The organism is Leclercia adecarboxylata (genome assembly GCF_023639785.1).
Classification (GTDB): Bacteria; Pseudomonadota; Gammaproteobacteria; order Enterobacterales; family Enterobacteriaceae; genus Enterobacter; species Enterobacter adecarboxylatus_D.
Genome location: NZ_CP098325.1, coordinates 4,413,400 through 4,435,257 on the forward strand (window position 1 = coordinate 4,413,400; position 21,858 = coordinate 4,435,257).

Consider the following 21,858-nt stretch of genomic DNA (forward strand, 5'->3'; position numbering starts at 1 on the left):
ACCGGTACTATTTCAGTGATAATGTTAAAATCATTTACAAAAGCTCCCGGAGATCTGGCATGCCCGTGTTGCACACCCCGCGTTTAACCTGCTCGCCGTTGCAGGAAGAAGACTGGCCCTTTTTTCTCGCGCTTCAGCAACACCCCGATGTGATGCGCTACGTGGCCGAAGCGCGCCCGGAGGAGGCTATTCGCGAAGCCTTTTCTGCCCGTCTACCCGCATGGACGCCGGGCAGCGCCCACTGGCTGTGCCTGGTCGTGCGGGACAATATTCATCACACGCCCCTCGGGGTCACCGGCTATATTCATCATGATGATGACTGCGCAGAAGTGGGCTTTCTGTTTGCCCCCCAGGCGCAGGGAAAAGGCTACGGCTTTGAGTCTCTACAGGCGGTATGCGATTACGCTTTTAGCCAGGGAGGTATCCGCCGCTTAACCGCGACGGTGACGGCGGGCAACGTGGCCTCAAAACGTCTGCTGGAAAAAGTGGGGTTTGTGCTGGAAGGTGAACTGCGCGAAAGCTACTGGCTGGCAGGCGAGTGGCATGACGACTGGCTGTTTGGCCTGTTAAGAAAAGAGTACTGCTAAACGTGCCGCGGGGATCCCTCCCCGGCACCTGCTTACAGGAACATCCCTCCGGAAACTTCAATACGCTGGGCATTCATCCAGCCGAGCTCATCGCTGAGCAGGGCGGCAATCGCATCGCCGATATCGTCCGGCAGCCCGACCCGTCCCAGCGCCGTCTGGGAGGCAATCTGCTGATTAATCTCTTTATTATCGCGCACGCGACCGCCGCCAAAATCGGTTTCGATGGCCCCGGGAGCAATAATATTGGCGGTGATCCCGCGCGCGCCCAGCTCTTTGGCCTGGTAGCGGGTGAGCACTTCCATCGCCCCTTTCATCGCCGCATAAGTGCTGGAGCCTGGCAGGGCAAATCGGGCCAGACCGGATGAGACGTTGAGGATCCGCCCGCCGTCTTTCATTAGTGGCAACAGGCCCTGGGTCAGAAAGAAGGGGCCTTTGAAATGGATGTTCATCACTTCATCAAACTGTGCTTCCGTGGTCTCTGTATAGGGGGCGTATAAACCCACGCCAGCGTTGTTCAACAAATAATCGAAGTTGTTACGCTGCCACACCGACTGCAGTGTTTCGCTTACCTGTGAAGTAAAAGCCCCAAAGCGGGTGACATCGCCGACGTTCAGCTGCAATGCCGCCGCTTTTACCCCTTTTTGCTCAATTTCGCGTACAACATCAAGTGCTTCCTGCTCACTGCGGTTGTAGGTCAGCAGGATTCCGACGCCTTTCGCTGCCAGCTTCAATGCCGCATTTTTACCGAGTCCGCGGCTACCGCCAGTCACTATTGCAATACGTTCAGTCATAAGAAACCTCGTTTCGGCTGTTGTGGTGATTGAGAAAGAGCTTATTAGGTGATAGAAAATCAATAAATACGCTCTGCAACGCTTCACTGTTTCAAACTCAACAACAATGAGCGCTCCCTATGGATAAAATTCACGCAATGCAGTTGTTCATTCGCGTCGCTGAACTGGAGAGTTTTTCCCGCGCCGCGGACTCTATGGGCCTTCCTAAAGGTAGCGTATCGCGCCAGATTCAGGCGCTGGAGAACGGGCTTGGCACGCAGTTGCTGCACCGCACCACGCGGCGTGTCAGCCTGACTCAGGACGGCATGGTCTATTACGAGCGGGCAAAAGATCTGCTGGCAAACATGGATGAACTGGATAGTCTTTTTTTGCACGACCCTGCCAGCGTCAGCGGACGGATCCGCGTGGATATGCCGGCAGGCGTTGCGCGAAATTTAGTCATCCCCAAACTGCCCCTTTTTTTACAGCAGTATCCCGGTATTGAACTGGAGCTGAGCAGCAGCGACCGGCTGGTGGATGTGATCCGGGAAGGGTTTGACTGCGTGATGCGCGTCGGCACCCTGAAGGATTCCGGCTTAATCGCCCGACCCATTGGCAGGCTGTCGGTAATTAACTGCGCCAGCCCCGATTATCTGTCGCGTTTTGGCTATCCTGACGGGCTGGATGATTTAGCCTCCCATGCGGTGGTGCACTACACGACGCATCTCGGTACCCGGCCTCAGGGGTTCGAATATTTTGATGGTGACATAAGCCACTGGATCAAGACCGGTGGCGTCCTGACGGTCAACAGCACCGAAACCTATCACGCCTCGGCGCTTGCCGGGCTGGGGATTATTCAGGTTCCAAGGGTCGGCGTGCGTGACGCGCTGCGCGCCAAAAAGCTGCTGGAGATCCTGCCGCAGTACCGCGCCAGACCGATGCCGGTGTCGCTTATTTATCCCCACCGCCGCAACCTCTCCCGCCGGGTGCATCTGTTTATGGCCTGGCTCACGGAAATTATGAAAACCTACGTTGACTGAGCGCAGGCTATAATTGCAGGGACTACTCGCTAAACGATAAGGAAAACGTGACTGATGCCGGATAGCAGCCCGCAACGTCCCACCCAGGATCTGGACTACGAGCCGATTAAAAAACTGGAAAACAGCCCGCCACAGGCGCCGGCTGAACCTGAAATTACCGCCGTGCGTAAAACGGGCAGCCTGCTCGACAAGGCGAAAGACGTTATCCAGTTGATTCAGCAAAGGCCGATGATTGCCCACCTGCTGCGCGCTACCGAGCGTTTTAACGATCGACTGGGCAATCAGTTTGGCGCGGCAATCACCTACTTCTCGTTTCTGTCGATGATCCCCATCCTGATGCTCTCCTTTGCCGCAGCAGGGTTTGTGCTGGTGTCGCATCCGACGCTGCTGCAGGACATCTTCAGTAAAATTCTGCAAAACGTCAGCGATCCGACGCTGGCCTCCACCCTGAAAAGCACCATTAGTACCGCCGTCCAGCAGCGTACGACCGTGGGGATTGTCGGGCTGTTTGTGGCGCTCTACTCCGGCATTAACTGGATGGGCAACCTGCGGGAGGCGATCCGTGCCCAGTCGCGCGACGTCTGGGAACGTAAGCCCCAGGACCAGGAGAAGATATGGACCAAGTATTTCCGTGACTTTGTCTCGCTGATTGGGCTGCTGGTGGCGCTGGTTATCACCCTCACCATCACCTCCGTGGCCGGCTCGGCGCAGCAAATGATCATCTCCGCGCTTTACCTCGATACCATTGAGTGGCTGAAGCCCGTCTGGCATCTGGTGGGGTTAGGGATCTCGATGCTGGCGAACTATCTGTTGTTCTTCTGGATTTTCTGGCGTCTGCCGCGCCACCGGCCTCGCCGCAAGGCGCTGATCCGCGGCACGTTCATTGCTGCCATCGGCTTTGAGGTGATTAAAATCGTGATGACCTATACCCTGCCGTCCCTGGTGACCTCCCCGTCCGGCGCGGCGTTCGGCTCCGTGCTGGGGCTGATGGCCTTCTTCTACTTCTTTGCCAGATTGACCCTGTTCTGCGCAGCCTGGATCGCCACCGCCGAGTACCCGGATGACCGGCGAATGCCGGGCAAAACGCACCGTTAAATACCCCATCGGGCTGAATAGTATTGCAATATTTCAGCCCGATTCATCATTTCAGCATATAAATCCAGCCTGTAACTTTTATTTAACCAAAAAACAGTTTTATCCTCTAAGTTTTAATTTCTGTGAAGCATTTCATAGTTGTGATTGTCCTGGTCTGAAAATTATCCGCTTTTTGCTGCTTTTTTCACCGTGCGCCGCGTTTGTTACAGATTGAAATGTCGCTTTTGCTGTGCGTAATATGGCCTTTCGTTCGCCAAAAATAAGAAAAGTTTATGCAAGCCACAGCCACAACACTCAATTCAGAGCAGGAAAACGCCCCGGTTAACTCGCGCAATAAAGTTGTCGTCGCATCACTGATTGGCACCGCCATCGAATTCTTCGACTTCTATATTTACGCCACCGCGGCGGTGATTGTTTTCCCGCATATCTTCTTCCCACAGGGCGACCCGACGGCGGCAACCCTGCAGTCGCTGGCGACCTTCGCCATTGCCTTCGTCGCGCGTCCTATCGGCTCTGCGCTGTTCGGCCACTTTGGCGATCGCGTCGGACGTAAGGTGACCCTGGTCGCCTCGCTGCTGACCATGGGGATCTCCACCGTTGCCATCGGCCTGCTGCCGACCTATGAAACCATCGGTATTCTGGCTCCGCTGCTGCTGGCGCTGGCCCGTTTTGGTCAGGGTCTTGGGCTGGGTGGTGAATGGGGCGGCGCGGCGCTGCTGGCTACCGAAAACGCGCCACCGCGCAAGCGTGCGCTGTATGGCTCCTTCCCGCAGCTGGGCGCGCCGATCGGCTTCTTCTTTGCCAACGGCACCTTCCTGCTGCTCTCCTGGCTGCTGACCGATGAGCAGTTCATGACCTGGGGCTGGCGTATTCCGTTTGTCTTCTCAGCGGTGCTGGTGCTGATCGGCCTGTATGTGCGCGTCTCTCTTCACGAGACCCCGGTGTTTGCCAAAGTGGCCGCCGCGAAGAAACAGGTAAAAGTTCCGCTGGGTACGCTGCTGACCAAACACGTCCGCGTGACCGTGCTGGGCACCTTCATCATGCTGGCGACCTATACGCTGTTCTACATCATGACCGTCTACTCCATGACCTTCAGCACCACGGCTGCGCCGGTGGGCCTGGGTCTGCCGCGTAACGAAGTGCTGTGGATGCTGATGATGGCGGTCATCGGTTTTGGTGTGATGGTGCCGATCGCAGGCCTGCTGGCCGACCGCTTTGGCCGTCGCCCGAGCATGATCGTCATCACCTCGCTGATTATTGTGTTTGCGCTGTTCGTCTTCCCGCCGCTGCTCGGTTCCGGAAACCCGGCCCTGGTGATGGCGTATCTGTTGATTGGTCTGAGCCTGATGGGGCTGACGTTCGGCCCGATGGGCGCGCTGCTGCCAGAGCTGTTCCCGACCGAAGTGCGTTACACCGGAGCCTCTTTCTCCTATAACGTCTCCTCGATTCTGGGTGCGTCCGTGGCGCCCTATATCGCCACCTGGTTACAGGCGAATTATGGTCTGCAGTATGTAGGGTTCTATCTGGCGGCCATGGCGGCACTGACGCTGATTGCGCTGCTGCTGACCCACGAAACCCGTCACCAGTCGCTGTGATCCTTCATGCCCTCTCCTGAAAGGAGAGGGCGAGTCATTCCCAGGCCCGGCAGGCATTGCGCCGCCGGGCAATAACTCCCGCACTATTTCTTCATCTGCGACAGAATGGTCTGACACTGATTGGCCTGCCCTTCTGACGGCGAGATAAGCGCCAGCAGTGCCGCAGCTGGCGTAACCAGCGTTGCCAGCGCCGCAGCCACCGCGCCACGGGCAATCAACGGCCCTGCTTTCACTCCCGCGTCCGGATCCTTAAAGCTACCGCGCACGTACAGCGGCGAGCGCAGCGTCACGATGCGTATCCCTTTACTTTCCGGGTTGATGGTGAGATCCAGCTGCTCCGAAGCCATACTGGCCGTGCCGGTAATATTGATCACCGCATTTTCGGTATCGAAGGCAAAGATTTGCGGACGCGCCACGCCGTTTACCAGGTCGATATTGGCTGCGGCACAGTTCACCCGCACTTCGTCATCGCCAAAGATCTGCCCGATAATAAAGTTACCGACGTTCAGACCGAGGATCTCCATCAGGTTACGGCTTACCAGCCCGTCGTTCATCAGCAGCTTCAGGTTGCCGTTGCCGTTACCCAGCAGGGCCGCCACCGAGTTGCCGGTACCGCGAATTTTGGCATCGCCGTTCATCTCACCCAGGGTTTTCTGCATCAGTTCCACATCCGGCATCAGCTCTTTGAGCTTAAGACGACGCGCCTGGATGTCTGCCTGACCGCGCATCGGGTTTTTATCCCCTTCCAGATGAATGTTGGACGAGATAGTTCCCCCGGCCAGGCCGAACTTCAGCGGCTCCAGGCGCAGATCGGCATTTTTCAGGATGATATGGGTAGAGAGATTACTAATAGGCAGGCTGCTGCCATGCTCGATTCTGCGCCCTTTAAAGCGCACATCGGCATCCATCACGTCCCACTTATCGGTTTCGAAGCGGTCATTCGGCAGTACTTTGCCCGATGGCGGAGCCTCCTTTCTGACCTTCTGCGCTTTTGTCCCTTTACCGGAATCGACGCCAATCAGCGGCCCCAAATCGGCAAGGCGTAGCTGACGGGATTCCACGTCCCCTTCCAGCTTCGGTCGCGGTTTGCCGGTGCTGTAAGTCAGCGAGCCATGGATATCGCTGTCACCGATCCGGCCATTAAAGTCGCGATAATCGAAGACCGAGGATTTTTCCGTATCGATTTTCGCCACCAGATGGCCGTCAGTTTCAAACGGCGGCGTATCCGGGAGCAGTACACCGGTCAGCTTATAGAGTTCACCCAGTGAATCTCCGGCGAACTTAAGCTGCAGATCGACCCCGCCCATTTTCATCGGGTCGTTCACTGTGCCAACAAAGGCCACCCGGGTATTACCGGAGCGGAAGTTGGCCTGTACCGGGAAGGGCGTGCCTTCACTGCGCAGGGCCAGCATGCCGCCAATTTTACCGGTGCCGCGTAACGGCTGATCGTTGTAACGCCCTTCGGCCTTCAGGCCAAAGACGTAATCACCCACCTTGCCCTTCTCATCTTTCCCCTTCGCGCCGGTCACTTCACTGAACGGCAGCGGTTTACCGAGCGGATCGACAAAGATCTCCAGGTCAGCTTTACTCACCGCATCATCAATGGCGACGCGGCCGCGATCGAAAATAATATTATCAAGCCGGAACGACCAGGCCGAAGGCTGCGCGTTGGCCTCTTTGTCATCGCTACCGGCAAGATCAAAGGTCCAGTTGTTGGTCTTTTCCGACAGGCGGATCAGCCTGGCATCGGGCTGTTGCAGTTTGATCCACGGCAGATAGACCGTTTTGGTGAGCAGCGCCAGCGGTGCCAGCGTAGCTTCGACGCGCGGCAGGTGGACCATTGTGATATCGGGGATCTCCGGCGGATTGCCGAGGAGGATGTCGTTAGCATGGACGTGCGGCCAGGGGATCCAGCTGCGCCAGCCCGTTTCGCCCTTCTGGCGTTCCCATACGACGCCCAGATCGCCGCGAATGGCGAAAGGACGGTTAAGTTCGGTCGAGACTTTCTGGTTGATGGTCGGTTTGAGGCGGTTCCAGTCAAACGTCGCAATGATGACGATTGCCACCACAATCAACAACAAGAAGACCCCCATGATCCAGGTGATAATCTTTGTTGTTTTTGTCATTCCATTCTCCCTTTCAGTATTCACTTGCCTTTCATGAATATAGTCGAGGCATGCGGAAAGGGGGCGGCAGCGTCCGGTAATAACGCGTTAATCACGCGCTATTATGGGAAGCTGCCGGATTTCAGAGGGTGATAATAACGTTGTCGAGCGTCTCCATCGACACCGGACGGGAGAGGAAATAGCCCTGCGCGGCGGCGGCAGGTGAGTTCTGGACATCGCGCCACTCTTCCAGCGTCTCGACGCCTTCGACGATCACACCCTGGCAGTAGCGGTTCATCAGTTGCAGCAGGAGCGTGAACAGGTTGCGGCCTTCCGGGGTCTGGCGCAGCATGATGAACAGGTCACGCGCCACTTTGATGTAGTCGTAACGCACTTCACTCAGGGCGGAGAAGTTCGCCATGCCGGTGCCGAAGTCGTCCAGCCACAGCGGACCAAACTCGCACATGGTGGCAAACGAGGAGTCCTGCGGCAAACGAACATGTTCCACCAGCTCAAAGCGCAGCCACGGCAGCCGCTGGATCAGCTTCTGCAGGCTCTCATCCTGGCGCACCGCCAGCAGGGTTGGACCATCGACGTTAACCGAAGCCAGAATGTTATTGTCAGCGAAAAATTCCTGCCTGGCCGCCAGCATGATGAGCTGCTCTTCCAGAATATCCAGACGATGGCGCACGGGCACTTCCGCAAAGTAGCGATCCGGTGCGATGCGCTGTGCCGGGTTTGAAGGATGGGTCACGACGGTCAGGATCTCAATCGCCATCAGCTTACCGTCGGTACGGTAGATCGGCTGATAAGTATAAGTGCGCTCACACTGCAGCCAGTAGCGGTGTTCCTGTAAGTTCTCAATACTCGCTTCAGGGATGCTCAGGAGCTGGATGTCCTGCCTTAACTTCATTTCAGATATCCTGTTGAATAGGGAATAGCCTGTCGGGACTGGTCAAAGGATTATCGGCCCCAGGTAAGAGAACTTTATGTCCCGTTGCGGTCGAAAATGAAAATCTGGGATCTCATACCCGCCAGGAACTTGTCCGAGTTCAAAAAAATAATGGAACGTCGTTTTAATACAGTTGACCGCTCCCGGCCTCCAGCGCAAACTAACCGCAGTTTAATTATCCAGGTTCACGACTATGTCCAAAAAAATTGCCGTGATCGGCGAATGTATGATCGAACTGTCCCAGAAAGGGGCGGAAGTCAGCCGCGGCTTCGGTGGCGATACCTTAAACACCTCGGTGTATATTGCCCGTCAGGTTGATGCTGACGCGCTGGCGGTAAACTATGTAACTGCTCTGGGCACAGATAATTTCAGCCAGCAGATGCTGGACGCATGGCAGAGTGAGAACGTCGATACCTCGCTGACCCAACGCATGGAGAACCGCCTGCCGGGTCTCTATTACATCGAAACTGACAGCACGGGCGAGCGCACGTTCTACTACTGGCGTAACGAAGCTGCCGCCAAATTCTGGCTGGAGAGCGACAGCGCGGCGCAGATCTGCGAAACGCTGGCCCACTTCGACTACCTCTATCTCAGCGGCATCAGCCTGGCGATACTGAGCCAGAGCAGCCGTGAAAAGCTGCTCTCCCTGCTGCGCGAATGCCGCGCCAACGGCGGGAAAGTGATTTTCGACAACAACTACCGTCCACGCCTGTGGACCAGCCGCGAAGAGACGCAGCAGGTCTATAGCCAGATGCTGGAGTGCACCGATATCGCCTTCCTGACCCTCGACGACGAAGACGCGCTGTGGGGTGAGAAGCCGGTTGATGAGGTGATTGCCCGCACGCAGGCCGCCGGCGTCAGCGAAGTGGTGATTAAGCGTGGCGCAGAGTCCTGCCTGGTGGCGATAGCCGGAGAAGCGGTTATCGAGGTGCCTGCAGTGAAGCTGGCAAAAGAGAAAGTGATTGATACCACCGCGGCGGGTGACTCCTTCAGCGCCGGGTATCTGGCAGTACGTCTGACGGGCGGTACGCCGGAAGCAGCAGCCCAGCGCGGTCATCTCACCGCCAGCACGGTGATTCAATATCGCGGGGCCATCATTCCACGCGAAGCGATGCCAGAGTAACTGCGGCCTGGTGCCCTCACCCCGACCCTCTCCCACGGGGCGAGGGAGCAAACACTAAAAAAGGCAACTTACGTTGCCTTTTTGCTTTTATTTCCCTGGCGCCATAATCTCATTCCACGTCGCCTGCAGGTCCTTCATGTCATATTCTGGCTCACCTTTCGGCTGCATCAAAATCAACGACATATCCTGAGAAAGCTGCTGACGCAGATCCTGGCTCAGCATATCCGCGGTCAGGCTGTTAAGGAAATCCTGACGTAGCTTCTGATACTGTTCTGGCGCGATATCCACCACCTGATTTTGCAGGGAGCGAATACGCTGACTGATCAGGATATCGGTATCCGTGCGGGCATAGGTGGCGAACAGTTTTTGCAGCTCGAGGTTTTTCTGCGCCACCAACGCGTTGAACTCCTCTTCGCTCAGGCCATTATCGCGCACTTTCGCCAGCTCTTTGGCCACCACCGCCATATTGGCGTTCAGCTTGTCGCCCGGCGACTCAACGTTAATGGCGCACTGGGCACGCTGGAACAGCACCCGGCAATCGAAGCCCAGACCAATGTCTTTGGCGTTGTTCTTACTCAGGGTTTGCTGAACATGCCAGAACAGCGCTTCACGGGCCAGATCGGCGCGCCAGTAGCGCAGCAGCGCGGCTGATTCACGAATCGGCTGCCATGGGCTGTCCCACATAATAGAGAGACGATCCTGACGCACGGCATCGGTCATGATGCTCACCGGCTCTGCGCGCAGAGGCGAAAGCGTGGGCACCGGCGCTGGCGTGCTGCGTTTGCCTTTCAACTCGCCGAAGGTTTTGCTGATTTGCTCAATCACCGCGCGGCTATCGATATTGCCCACCACAATCAGGGTCATGGCATCCGGGGTGTACCAGGTCTGGTAGAAAGACTTCAACTGCTCGATATCAACCGGCTGCTTTAACGGCTCTGCCGGATCGTGGCCCAGCAGCGCAGACCCTTTCAGGCGATACCGCCACCAGCCCTCTTTGGTATCCGCCGGCCAGGTCGCCACCATATCGCTGTTGCTCAGGGTGTAATTCACCGTTTCAGGGGTAATGGAGACGCTACCGGCAGTATCTGACAGCCAGGTCAGCGCCTCTTTGAGCAGATCGTTGCGGTTGTTCGGCAGGCTGAGGTTAAACATGGTGTAGTCGTAGGAGACGATTGCAGGCGGCAGCGGGCGTTTTGGATCGATGCCCTGTTGCCATAATGAACGTACCTGCACGGCCTGCAGGCTGCCGCTTTGCGTCAGCGCCAGACGAGGCAGAAAATGGCTGAAACCGCTCTGTTGCGTGCTCTCGGTCAGGGAGCCGGTGTTGACGGAAAGGCGGATTTCAATGCGGTCACTGGGGCGCTGTGGGGTGGCTAATACCTGCCACTGAAAACCATTCGCCAGCGTTCCCTGTTGCCAGGCCGGGTCCGGCTGGAGCGCGTCAGCCTGCACGTAACTGGCTGCTGCCATCATCAGCAAACCGCCGGTTAAGAGTCGAATTTTTGTGCCCTGCATGTGAACCCCTGATCAACATTCCTGGTTACAAAGAGTGCCACACGCCCTGTCGCACTCTAAATATGATGTTCAAAACACTCCGATTAGACCGCGCATGAAGCGAAACGTCACGGCATGAAGTGAAATTTACCCGAAATAAATCTTATCGAATTATGACAAGTAATCAGGGCCATTATGCGCAGGAGCCCGCACCCCGACAAGGGAATGCGGGCCAGAGGGAAGATTTTAGGAGGACAAACCGCGTGTTTTGACGTCTGGCGCACGATTATTCAGCGTATCGTCGAGCTTTTTGTGGTCCAGCTCTTTCACCCACTTCGCCACGACCACCGTCGCCACACCGTTGCCGACCAGGTTAGTCAGGGCACGAGCTTCAGACATAAAGCGGTCGATACCGAGGATCAGCGCCAGCCCGGCCACCGGCAGGTGCCCGACGGCGGAGATGGTTGCCGCTAAAACGATGAAGCCGCTTCCCGTCACCCCTGCCGCCCCTTTCGAGGAGAGGAGCAGCACCACCAGCAGCGTAATCTGATGGAAGATATCCATGTGGCTGTTGGTGGCCTGCGCGATAAACACCGCCGCCATCGTCAGGTAGATGGACGTCCCGTCGAGGTTAAAGGAGTATCCGGTGGGAATAACCAGCCCCACCACCGATTTACGGCAGCCCAGCTTCTCCATCTTATCGAGCATGCGCGGCAGCGCCGACTCGGACGAGGAGGTGCCCAGCACAATCAGCAGCTCTTCACGAATGTAGCGGATGAACTTGAAGATACTGAAGCCGGTCGCGCGCGCAATGCTGCCCAGCACGACCACCACAAACAGAATACAGGTGATATAGAAGCAGATAATCAGCTGACCAAGCTGCACCAGCGTACCGACGCCATATTTACCGATGGTAAACGCCATCGCCCCGAAGGCGCCGATGGGAGCCAGACGCATAATCATATTGATGATGCCGAAGATCACCTGCGAGAAGCTTTCAATGACGTTGAAGATCAGCTGGCCTTTGCTGCCGAGACGATGCAGGGCAAAACCAAACATCACGGCGAACAGCAGCACCTGCAGAATATTTCCGCTGGCGAAGGCGCCAATCACACTGCCGGGGATCACATCCAGCAGGAAGGCAACCACGCCCTGATCTTTCGCCTGGTCTGCGTAAACCGCGACTGCTTTTGCATCCAGCGTCGAGGGATCAACGTTCATGCCCGCGCCAGGCTGCACGACGTTAACAATCACCAGGCCGATGATCAGCGCAAGGGTACTGACCACTTCGAAATAGAGCAGCGCCACCGCCCCCGTGCGGCCAACGGCCTTCATGCTTTCCATGCCTGCGATGCCGGTCACGACGGTACAGAAAATAACCGGGGCGATAACCATCTTAATCAGCTTAACGAAGGCATCACCAAGCGGTTTCATTTGGGCGCCTAATTCAGGGTAGTAATGGCCAAGCAGAATACCGATGGCAATGGCGGTTAACACCTGAAAATAAAGACTTTTAAAGAGAGAGGTTTTCATAAGATGTCCTTGGGAAGAAAAACCACAAGTGCTGTAGGGTTACTGCTCACCCGCGGCTTTAAAATACCACCCATAAATCAGGACAGATAGGCGTTCAGGCTGAATTTGAAACGAAAATGTTAAGAATTTTGAGCTGGCTCGCACAAGCCAGCAACATTTCAGTCATCAGCGCTATTGTCATTTTGTTTGAGATAGCGGCTCTCAAAAATCTCGCCCGGAACGGCCTTGTCGAACAGATACCCTTGTCCGCATTCAACCCCGGCATCGGCCAGCCAGCGACGCTGGGCTTCGGTTTCGACACCTTCTGCGATAATCCTCAGTTTCAGGCTACGCGCCAGCTGGATAATCGCCTCAACCATGCTGCTGTCGTCCGGCAGCCCCTCCACGAAGGCCTTATCAATCTTCAGTACGTCTACCGGCAGGGTTTTCATATGCTGCAGCTGACGCAGGCCTGCGTATCCCATGCCGAAGTCATCCAGCGCAATACGCACGCCGGCATTACGCAGCGGACGCAGAATCGTCACCGCTTCGTTAGGATCGTCAATCCGGCGGCTCTCAGTGACCTCAAGCATCAGGGTATCGGGCTTGATCTGGTAGCGGTGAATCAGCGCCAGCAGATCCGGAACCATGTTCGGATGCATCAGCTGCAGTGCCGACAGGTTGACCGACAGCGGCATCATTATCCCCCGCGACTGCCAGGCTGACAGCAAGCGGCAGGACTCCTCCAGCACCCAGTGACCCACCGTCACAATCAGGCCACAGTTCTCAATACGGTCGATCAGCCCTTCCGGAAGTTCCCAGCTGCCATCGGCCTGCCGCACCCGCAACAGCGCTTCGGCGCTATGAACCTTCCCGGTATGCAGATCCACCTGCGGCTGGAGCCAGATGGCGAAATGGTTGCTGTCCAGCGCGTTCAGGATATCGTTCTCTTCTGACAGCCGCTGCTGGGCCTTCTCCATCTGCTCAGGTTCGAAGAACTGAATCTGATTCTTTCCCTTCTGGCGAGCGGTAAACGCGGCGGAAAACGCCCGGCGGTAAAGTTGCTCTGCGGTCAGGTTGCCGTAAAACATCGCGATACCAATGCTGGCGCTCGGACGCAGCTGGATCCCCTGCACCGGCAACCGCTCATTAATAACAGTGAGCACTTGCTGACCTAATGTGATGGCGTGCCATGGCTCCTTAACGCCATTGGCGATAATCACAAAGTCATAGCCGCTTACCTGAGTCAGCACCATGCGGGGTGCCAGCACAGATTTCAGCTTTTCGACCAGCGTAAGCAACACCATCTCCCGCTGACTCTCTTTCAGCACGCCAGCGGTATCCTGCAGAGTTTCGCAGGCCACTACCATCAGCGCCATGGTCTGCTGACGCTTAACCGCCTGCTCCAGCAGCATCATCAGAAACGCCTTGTTGGGCAGTTCCGACACCGGGAAGCGGGTGGCATTGTGGTTGAGTTCATCATGCTGACGCATCATGCGCTGCTGATTGAGGTTGTAGCTGCGTACCAGCATACCGATCTCGTCATCATGGTGCAGGCGCTGCAGGGCCAGCTGGTGCCCCACCTGTTGCTGAGGTGAGAGGGAATCCAGCTCGCGGGCAATGCGACGTAACGGGTGGACTATCAACCGGTTAATGCACCAGGTCAGCGCCACGGTCAGCATCAGCGTCAATAATAAGTAAGTGGTTACCAACGTTGAAATCCAACTGATAACGAATTTGTACATTCGCCATGAGTCAGACTTCAGCACCAGATAGGCCAGCGGCTGCGGGTTGGCCGGACGCTGCAACGAATAGACAGGCAGCGAGATTTGCACCGGCATCTCAAACAGGCGTTTCATCATCACCGGTACCGGACGCTCCGGGATAAAGCTCATGCGCAGCGCCTGAAACTGGTTCGGCAGTACGACATCCGCCTGGCTGACGACGCCTGCAGGCTTGATGCTTTTAATAATGGACTCCGCCTGGGGAATATCACCCTTCAGAATGGCGGCAGAAAGGGGCTCACGGATTGAGCGGGCGATGCTCTCGAGTTGCGTAGCCGTGTTGTAGCGATTCTGCTGAATGGCATGAAACAGCAAAATGACGCAAAAGACGAAAACAAACACCATGGTGACGGCAGTGACCATCGCCATTTGTTTGATAGTTAAAGAGCGACTGACACGCAAAATGGATCTCCAGAAACGCGAAAGGCAGGTTAATCAACGGTTACCCTGCTGCTTTCAGAGTATACCTTATCGGGAACTGTTTAAGAGAGTGTAACCAGGCGTTTAGGGATTATTCTGGTTGCCGCTTCGCACCGGGCTGACGGCGATAGAGTTGAAGGGCCGGGAGCCAGCGGCTCCCGGCAATTTATTCGGCGCTGCGCAGCGAAATCTCGCCGCCGACCCAGGGTTTAATCACGCCATCCTGCTCCAGCAACAACGCGCCCTGCTCGTTGATACCGCGCGACGTGCCGTAGATCTCTTTGTCACCGATGATCAGCTTCACCGCACGGTGGGCAAAATTATCCAGCTTCTCCCAGCGAGGCAGGAACGGCGTTAAACCTTCCTGTTCGAAGATTTTCAGCGAGTCGCGTAGCTCATTAATAACGCGCACGGCGAGGACATTGCGATCGATGGCGATCCCTGCTTCCTGCAGATTGATCCAGCCCTGGTTAATATCATCAGCCTGCACATTGCGCATCACCAGGTTGATCCCGGCTCCCATGACGATCTGCGCAGCGTCCCCGGTTTTACCCGTCAGTTCCACAAGGATACCGGCCAGTTTGCGATCGTTCAGATAGAGATCGTTTGGCCACTTCACACGCACTTTATCGGCACCCAGCGACTGCAGAACTTCTGCCAGCACAATGCCAATCACCAGGCTAAGGCCGATCGCGGCGGCAGGCCCTTGCTCCAGACGCCAGTACATAGACAGATAAAGGTTAGCGCCAAAAGGCGAGAACCATTTACGTCCCCGACGGCCACGGCCCGCCTGCTGATACTCTGCCACACAGCAGTCGCCGGACTGCAGCTCGTTGATTCTGTTGAGCAGGTACTGGTTGGTAGAGTCAATCACCGGCAGAACGGCGACGCTGTTACCGGTGATTTGGCTGTGGATAAAGCCTTCATCCAGCAACTGAATCGGCTCCGGCAGGCTGTAGCCTTTGCCCGGCACGGTAAAGACATCCACTCCCCAGTCACGCAGGGTCTGAATATGTTTATTGATGGCGGCGCGGCTCATTCCGAGCTGTTCACCCAGCTGTTCACCGGAATGAAAATCACCGTCGGCCAGAACAGCGATCAGCTTCAGGGGAACGGTATGGTCTTTCATGCAATGGCCTCCACCGCATTCACTTCGCCATGATGGCCAATGAAGCGCACCTCTGGCTCCAGCCAGACATCAAATTTTTCACCCACGCGCTGGCGCACCTGATGGGCCAGCTGTACAACATCATTGCTGGTCGCATTGTTTTCGTTGATCAGCACCAGAGCCTGCTGACGATGTACCGCCGCGCCGCCAAAGGTTGTCCCTTTGAGCTGACACTGATCGATCAGCCAGCCTGCGGCCAGCTTGACGCTACCATCGGCCTGCGGATAGTGCGGTGCATTCGGCCATTGCGCCAGTAAGATACCCGCTTTTTCGCCGGAGATTACCGGGTTTTTGAAGAAACTACCGGCATTACCGTTTATTTTAGGATCCGGCAATTTACTCATACGCATATGGCACACCGAATCGAAAACGTCTTTCGCTGTGACGGTGGCCGGATCCAGACGGGTGAGATCGCCGTAGGTGAGCACAGGCTGCCAGTTTTTCGTCAGGCGCAGTCCAACCGCGACGATGACATATTTATCCTGATACTCATGTTTAAAAATGCTGTCGCGATAGCCAAAACGGCACTGTTCTGCGCTTAAACGGAGCGCGTTGCCCGTTGCCAGTTCAATGCAATCGACATATTCGCAGACATGTTTGAGCTCGATACCGTAAGCACCGATGTTCTGAATAGGCGATGAACCGGCGCAGCCAGGGATCAGGGCAAGGTTTTCCAGCCCCGGCATATTGTTTTCAAGGGTAAACTTCACCAGGTTATGCCAGTTCTCCCCGGCACCCACGTGCAGACGCCAGCAATCCTGGGTCTCTTCAACCTCGATCCCGCTGATGCGGTTAACGATCACTGTGCCTGAAAAGTCTTCCAGAAAAAGAACGTTACTGCCTTCGCCCAGGATAAGAACAGGCTGGTGGTGTTGCGTGGCGTGATTCCATGCGGCCAGCAGTTGCTGCGCATCGTCGGCCCGTACGATCTGTCGGGCATTTCGGTCGATACCGAAGGTATTCCAGGGCTTAAGGGAGTGATTCATAGACGCTATCCAGATGCAAAAACCGGGATAGTTTACCCCATCGGGGGATCTTTGTCGGCTGGAATCGGGATATGTAGGTCGGGTAAGGCGATTTTGCCGAAACGCAAAAAGCCCGTCCTTGCGGACGGGCTCTCGGCTTTAATTGATGCCTGGCAGTTCCCTACTCTCGCATGGGGAGACCCCACACTACCATCGGCGCTACGGCGTTTCACTTCTGAGTTCGGCATGGGGTCAGGTGGGACCACCGCGCTACAGCCGCCAGGCAAATTCTGTTATCTGTATCAGGCTGAAAATCGTCTCAAATCACACCGAAACAGCTTCGGCGTTGTAAGGTTAAGCCTCACGGTTCATTAGTACCGGTTAGCTCAACGCATCGCTGCGCTTACACACCCGGCCTATCAACGTCGTCGTCTTCAACGTTCCTTCAGGACCCTTAAAGGGTCAGGGAGAACTCATCTCGGGGCAAGTTTCGTGCTTAGATGCTTTCAGCACTTATCTCTTCCGCATTTAGCTACCGGGCAGTGCCATTGGCATGACAACCCGAACACCAGTGATGCGTCCACTCCGGTCCTCTCGTACTAGGAGCAGCCCCCCTCAATTCTCCAGCGCCCACGGCAGATAGGGACCGAACTGTCTCACGACGTTCTAAACCCAGCTCGCGTACCACTTTAAATGGCGAACAGCCATACCCTTGGGACCTACTTCAGCCCCAGGATGTGATGAGCCGACATCGAGGTGCCAAACACCGCCGTCGATATGAACTCTTGGGCGGTATCAGCCTGTTATCCCCGGAGTACCTTTTATCCGTTGAGCGATGGCCCTTCCATACAGAACCACCGGATCACTATGACCTGCTTTCGCACCTGCTCGAGCCGTCACTCTCGCAGTCAAGCTAGCTTATGCCATTGCACTAACCTCCTGATGTCCGACCAGGATTAGCTAACCTTCGTGCTCCTCCGTTACTCTTTAGGAGGAGACCGCCCCAGTCAAACTACCCACCAGACACTGTCCGCAACCCGGGTAACGGGTCTACGTTAGAACACCAGCCATTAAAGGGTGGTATTTCAAGGATGGCTCCACGCAGACTGGCGTCCACGCTTCAAAGCCTCCCACCTATCCTACACATCAAGGACCAGTGTTCAGTGTCAAGCTATAGTAAAGGTTCACGGGGTCTTTCCGTCTTGCCGCGGGTACACTGCATCTTCACAGCGATTTCAATTTCACTGAGTCTCGGGTGGAGACAGCCTGGCCATCATTACGCCATTCGTGCAGGTCGGAACTTACCCGACAAGGAATTTCGCTACCTTAGGACCGTTATAGTTACGGCCGCCGTTTACCGGGGCTTCGATCAAGAGCTTCGCGTTGCCGCTAACCCCATCAATTAACCTTCCGGCACCGGGCAGGCGTCACACCGTATACGTCCACTTTCGTGTTTGCACAGTGCTGTGTTTTTAATAAACAGTTGCAGCCAGCTGGTATCTTCGACTGATTTCAGCTCCACCCGCAGGGGCTTCACCTACATATCAGCGTGCCTTCTCCCGAAGTTACGGCACCATTTTGCCTAGTTCCTTCACCCGAGTTCTCTCAAGCGCCTTGGTATTCTCTACCTGACCACCTGTGTCGGTTTGGGGTACGATTCGTTGTTACCTGATGCTTAGAGGCTTTTCCTGGAAGCAGGGCATTTGTTACTTCAGCACCGTAGTGCCTCGTCATCACACCTCAGCGTTAAAAAGGTACCGGATTTACCTGGAACCTCCGCCTACATGCTTAAACCGGGACAACCGTCGCCCGGCCAACATAGCCTTCTCCGTCCCCCCTTCGCAGTAACACCGAGTACAGGAATATTAACCTGTTTCCCATCGACTACGCCTTTCGGCCTCGCCTTAGGGGTCGACTCACCCTGCCCCGATTAACGTTGGACAGGAACCCTTGGTCTTCCGGCGAGCGGGCTTTTCACCCGCTTTATCGTTACTTATGTCAGCATTCGCACTTCTGATACCTCCAGCAAACCTCACAGTTCACCTTCAACGGCTTACAGAACGCTCCCCTACCCAACAACACATAGTGTCGCTGCCGCAGCTTCGGTGCATGGTTTAGCCCCGTTACATCTTCCGCGCAGGCCGACTCGACCAGTGAGCTATTACGCTTTCTTTAAATGATGGCTGCTTCTAAGCCAACATCCTGGCTGTCTGTGCCTTCCCACATCGTTTCCCACTTAACCATGACTTTGGGACCTTAGCTGGCGGTCTGGGTTGTTTCCCTCTTCACGACGGACGTTAGCACCCGCCGTGTGTCTCCCGTGATAACATTCTCCGGTATTCGCAGTTTGCATCGGGTTGGTAAGCCGGGATGGCCCCCTAGCCGAAACAGTGCTCTACCCCCGGAGATGAGTTCACGAGGCGCTACCTAAATAGCTTTCGGGGAGAACCAGCTATCTCCCGGTTTGATTGGCCTTTCACCCCCAGCCACAAGTCATCCGCTAATTTTTCAACATTAGTCGGTTCGGTCCTCCAGTTAGTGTTACCCAACCTTCAACCTGCCCATGGCTAGATCACCGGGTTTCGGGTCTATACCCTGCAACTTAACGCCCAGTTAAGACTCGGTTTCCCTTCGGCTCCCCTATACGGTTAACCTTGCTACAGAATATAAGTCGCTGACCCATTATACAAAAGGTACGCAGTCACACCACGAAGGTGCTCCCACTGCTTGTACGTACACGGTTTCAGGTTCTTTTTCACTCCCCTCGCCGGGGTTCTTTTCGCCTTTCCCTCACGGTACTGGTTCACTATCGGTCAGTCAGGAGTATTTAGCCTTGGAGGATGGTCCCCCCATATTCAGACAGGATACCACGTGTCCCGCCCTACTCTTCGAGTTCACAGCAAGTGTGCTTTCATGTACGGGACTATCACCCTGTACCGTCGGACTTTCCAGACCGTTCCACTAACACACAAGCTGATTCAGACTCCGGGCTGCTCCCCGTTCGCTCGCCGCTACTGGGGGAATCTCGGTTGATTTCTTTTCCTCGGGGTACTTAGATGTTTCAGTTCCCCCGGTTCGCCTCGTTAACCTATGTATTCAGTTAACGATAGTGCAACGGATTGCACTGGGTTTCCCCATTCGGACATCGCCGGGTCAAAGGTTCATATCACCTCGCCGGCGCTTTTCGCAGATTAGCACGTCCTTCATCGCCTCTGACTGCCAGGGCATCCACCGTGTACGCTTAGTCGCTTAACCTCACAACCCGAAGATGTTTCACTTCATGGTTGTGAAAATTTGAGAGACTCGAACACACTTTCGTGTGTCGTTTCAATTTTCAGCTTGATCCAGATTTTTAAAGAGCAAAACTTCTTAATGCACTCAAGAGTACATTCAGAAGTTCATCATTCATCAGACAATCTGTGTGAGCACTACAAAGGCAGGTTCTTTAAGGTAAGGAGGTGATCCAACCGCAGGTTCCCCTACGGTTACCTTGTTACGACTTCACCCCAGTCATGAATCACAAAGTGGTAAGCGCCCTCCCGAAGGTTAAGCTACCTACTTCTTTTGCAACCCACTCCCATGGTGTGACGGGCGGTGTGTACAAGGCCCGGGAACGTATTCACCGTAGCATTCTGATCTACGATTACTAGCGATTCCGACTTCATGGAGTCGAGTTGCAGACTCCAATCCGGACTACGACGCACTTTATGAGGTCCGCTTGCTCTCGCGAGGTCGCTTCTCTTTGTATGCGCCATTGTAGCACGTGTGTAGCCCTACTCGTAAGGGCCATGATGACTTGACGTCATCCCCACCTTCCTCCAGTTTATCACTGGCAGTCTCCTTTGAGTTCCCGGCCTAACCGCTGGCAACAAAGGATAAGGGTTGCGCTCGTTGCGGGACTTAACCCAACATTTCACAACACGAGCTGACGACAGCCATGCAGCACCTGTCTCAGAGTTCCCGAAGGCACCAATCCATCTCTGGAAAGTTCTCTGGATGTCAAGAGTAGGTAAGGTTCTTCGCGTTGCATCGAATTAAACCACATGCTCCACCGCTTGTGCGGGCCCCCGTCAATTCATTTGAGTTTTAACCTTGCGGCCGTACTCCCCAGGCGGTCGACTTAACGCGTTAGCTCCGGAAGCCACGCCTCAAGGGCACAGCCTCCAAGTCGACATCGTTTACGGCGTGGACTACCAGGGTATCTAATCCTGTTTGCTCCCCACGCTTTCGCACCTGAGCGTCAGTCTTTGTCCAGGGGGCCGCCTTCGCCACCGGTATTCCTCCAGATCTCTACGCATTTCACCGCTACACCTGGAATTCTACCCCCCTCTACAAGACTCTAGCCTGCCAGTTTCGAATGCAGTTCCCAGGTTGAGCCCGGGGATTTCACATCCGACTTGACAGACCGCCTGCGTGCGCTTTACGCCCAGTAATTCCGATTAACGCTTGCACCCTCCGTATTACCGCGGCTGCTGGCACGGAGTTAGCCGGTGCTTCTTCTGCGAGTAACGTCAATCACTGTGGTTATTAACCACAATGCCTTCCTCCTCGCTGAAAGTACTTTACAACCCGAAGGCCTTCTTCATACACGCGGCATGGCTGCATCAGGCTTGCGCCCATTGTGCAATATTCCCCACTGCTGCCTCCCGTAGGAGTCTGGACCGTGTCTCAGTTCCAGTGTGGCTGGTCATCCTCTCAGACCAGCTAGGGATCGTCGCCTAGGTGAGCCGTTACCCCACCTACTAGCTAATCCCATCTGGGCACATCTGATGGCAAGAGGCCCGAAGGTCCCCCTCTTTGGTCTTGCGACGTTATGCGGTATTAGCTACCGTTTCCAGTAGTTATCCCCCTCCATCAGGCAGTTTCCCAGACATTACTCACCCGTCCGCCACTCGTCACCCGAGAGCAAGCTCTCTGTGCTACCGTTCGACTTGCATGTGTTAGGCCTGCCGCCAGCGTTCAATCTGAGCCATGATCAAACTCTTCAATTTAAGTTTGATGCTCGTGAATTAAACTTCGTAATGAATTACGTATGTTCACTCAGAGACTTGGTATTCATTTATTGTCCGAAGACATTAAGAATCCATGTCACTTTGAGTGCCCACACAGATTGTCTGATAAATTGTTAAAGAGCAGTGCAACGCGGCTTTCGCTCACCGTTGCGAGGTGGCGTATATTACGCTTTCCTCTTTCAGAGTCAAGCGATTATTTCACGCTTTTCTCTGCTGACCCGGCGGCTTATTTGCCG

12 protein-coding genes, 3 rRNA genes and 1 pseudogene are annotated in these 21,858 nt (G+C 55.4%); 5 read left to right on the forward strand and 11 right to left on the reverse strand.

Translation table 11 applies throughout. The features are described from left to right. Window positions 1-59: 59 nt before the first annotated feature. The gene (locus NB069_RS20915) at window positions 60-587 is read left to right on the forward strand and encodes a GNAT family N-acetyltransferase (RefSeq protein ID WP_250586506.1); all 528 of its coding nucleotides are present in this window, start codon (window positions 60-62) and stop codon (window positions 585-587) included. A 32-nt stretch (window positions 588-619) separates the two neighbouring features. Here NB069_RS20915 and NB069_RS20920 read toward each other — a convergent pair whose 3' ends face one another. Continuing rightward, a complete protein-coding gene (locus NB069_RS20920; RefSeq protein ID WP_250586507.1) occupies window positions 620-1,378 on the reverse strand; it encodes an SDR family NAD(P)-dependent oxidoreductase in 759 nt (252 codons plus the stop codon). Window positions 1,379-1,497: 119 nt separating this feature from the next. Here NB069_RS20920 and NB069_RS20925 point away from each other — a divergent pair, with 119 nt between their 5' ends. From NB069_RS20925 to NB069_RS20935, 3 genes are all read left to right on the forward strand, one after another. Continuing rightward, complete coding sequence (locus NB069_RS20925; RefSeq protein ID WP_250586508.1) at window positions 1,498-2,397, forward strand: LysR family transcriptional regulator; 900 nt, start codon at window positions 1,498-1,500, stop codon at window positions 2,395-2,397. Between the two features lie 54 nt (window positions 2,398-2,451). Then, window positions 2,452-3,492: an inner membrane protein YhjD gene (yhjD, locus tag NB069_RS20930; RefSeq protein WP_434543597.1), complete on the forward strand. Its 1,041-nt coding sequence runs from the start codon at window positions 2,452-2,454 to the stop codon at window positions 3,490-3,492. Window positions 3,493-3,764: 272 nt separating this feature from the next. Beyond that, window positions 3,765-5,087 (forward strand): MFS transporter, encoded by a 1,323-nt coding sequence (locus tag NB069_RS20935; protein WP_250586509.1) that lies wholly within the window; start codon window positions 3,765-3,767, stop codon window positions 5,085-5,087. 83 nt (window positions 5,088-5,170) lie between these two features. On the opposite strand, the gene NB069_RS20940 is transcribed toward NB069_RS20935, so the two are convergent. Then, window positions 5,171-7,213, reverse strand: a complete 2,043-nt coding sequence (locus NB069_RS20940; protein WP_250586510.1) for an AsmA family protein — start codon at window positions 7,211-7,213, stop codon at window positions 5,171-5,173. Window positions 7,214-7,334: 121 nt separating this feature from the next. Beyond that, window positions 7,335-8,105 (reverse strand): cyclic-guanylate-specific phosphodiesterase, encoded by a 771-nt coding sequence (gene pdeH, locus NB069_RS20945; RefSeq protein ID WP_250586511.1) that lies wholly within the window; start codon window positions 8,103-8,105, stop codon window positions 7,335-7,337. A 232-nt stretch (window positions 8,106-8,337) separates the two neighbouring features. On the opposite strand from pdeH, the gene NB069_RS20950 reads away from it, so the two are divergent. Continuing rightward, on the forward strand, window positions 8,338-9,267 hold the full coding sequence (locus NB069_RS20950) for a sugar kinase (RefSeq protein WP_250586512.1): 930 nt from the start codon (window positions 8,338-8,340) through the stop codon (window positions 9,265-9,267). 96 nt (window positions 9,268-9,363) lie between these two features. Here NB069_RS20950 and NB069_RS20955 read toward each other — a convergent pair. The 8 genes and pseudogenes from NB069_RS20955 to NB069_RS20990 form a co-directional block, all read right to left on the reverse strand. Further along, a pseudogene (locus NB069_RS20955) lies at window positions 9,364-10,782 on the reverse strand (M16 family metallopeptidase); the annotation flags it as partial. A gap of 225 nt (window positions 10,783-11,007) precedes the next feature. Further along, window positions 11,008-12,294 carry a C4-dicarboxylate transporter DctC gene (dctA, locus tag NB069_RS20960; RefSeq protein ID WP_250586513.1) on the reverse strand — a complete coding sequence of 429 codons (1,287 nt, stop codon included), beginning with the start codon at window positions 12,292-12,294 and terminating at the stop codon, window positions 11,008-11,010. A gap of 158 nt (window positions 12,295-12,452) precedes the next feature. Continuing rightward, window positions 12,453-14,459, reverse strand: a complete 2,007-nt coding sequence (gene hmsP, locus NB069_RS20965) for a biofilm formation regulator HmsP (protein ID WP_250586514.1) — start codon at window positions 14,457-14,459, stop codon at window positions 12,453-12,455. Between the two features lie 184 nt (window positions 14,460-14,643). Then, window positions 14,644-15,606, reverse strand: a complete 963-nt coding sequence (gene birA, locus NB069_RS20970) for a bifunctional biotin--[acetyl-CoA-carboxylase] ligase/biotin operon repressor BirA (protein WP_250586515.1) — start codon at window positions 15,604-15,606, stop codon at window positions 14,644-14,646. Next, a complete protein-coding gene (gene murB / locus NB069_RS20975) occupies window positions 15,603-16,631 on the reverse strand; it encodes a UDP-N-acetylmuramate dehydrogenase (RefSeq protein ID WP_250586516.1) in 1,029 nt (342 codons plus the stop codon). Before murB ends, birA begins: the two co-directional genes overlap by 4 nt. A gap of 147 nt (window positions 16,632-16,778) precedes the next feature. Then, window positions 16,779-16,894 (reverse strand): 5S ribosomal RNA (gene rrf, locus NB069_RS20980). Between the two features lie 66 nt (window positions 16,895-16,960). After that, window positions 16,961-19,865, reverse strand: a 23S ribosomal RNA gene (locus NB069_RS20985). A 196-nt stretch (window positions 19,866-20,061) separates the two neighbouring features. Next, window positions 20,062-21,601: ribosomal RNA gene (locus NB069_RS20990) — 16S ribosomal RNA — on the reverse strand. Together the 16S, 23S and 5S rRNA genes form the textbook arrangement of a ribosomal RNA operon. Window positions 21,602-21,858: the final 257 nt, after the last annotated feature.

Coding starts and splice junctions, on each gene's coding strand:
- NB069_RS20950 (WP_250586512.1), top strand. CDS start 8,338: ATGTCCAAAAAAATTGCCGTGATCGGCGAATGTATGATCGAACTGTCC.
- NB069_RS20915 (WP_250586506.1), top strand. CDS start 60: ATGCCCGTGTTGCACACCCCGCGTTTAACCTGCTCGCCGTTGCAGGAA.
- murB (WP_250586516.1), bottom strand. CDS start 16,631: ATGAATCACTCCCTTAAGCCCTGGAATACCTTCGGTATCGACCGAAAT.
- dctA (WP_250586513.1), bottom strand. CDS start 12,294: ATGAAAACCTCTCTCTTTAAAAGTCTTTATTTTCAGGTGTTAACCGCC.
- birA (WP_250586515.1), bottom strand. CDS start 15,606: ATGAAAGACCATACCGTTCCCCTGAAGCTGATCGCTGTTCTGGCCGAC.
- NB069_RS20925 (WP_250586508.1), top strand. CDS start 1,498: ATGGATAAAATTCACGCAATGCAGTTGTTCATTCGCGTCGCTGAACTG.
- pdeH (WP_250586511.1), bottom strand. CDS start 8,105: ATGAAGTTAAGGCAGGACATCCAGCTCCTGAGCATCCCTGAAGCGAGT.
- NB069_RS20935 (WP_250586509.1), top strand. CDS start 3,765: ATGCAAGCCACAGCCACAACACTCAATTCAGAGCAGGAAAACGCCCCG.
- NB069_RS20940 (WP_250586510.1), bottom strand. CDS start 7,213: ATGACAAAAACAACAAAGATTATCACCTGGATCATGGGGGTCTTCTTG.
- yhjD (WP_434543597.1), top strand. CDS start 2,452: ATGCCGGATAGCAGCCCGCAACGTCCCACCCAGGATCTGGACTACGAG.
- NB069_RS20920 (WP_250586507.1), bottom strand. CDS start 1,378: ATGACTGAACGTATTGCAATAGTGACTGGCGGTAGCCGCGGACTCGGT.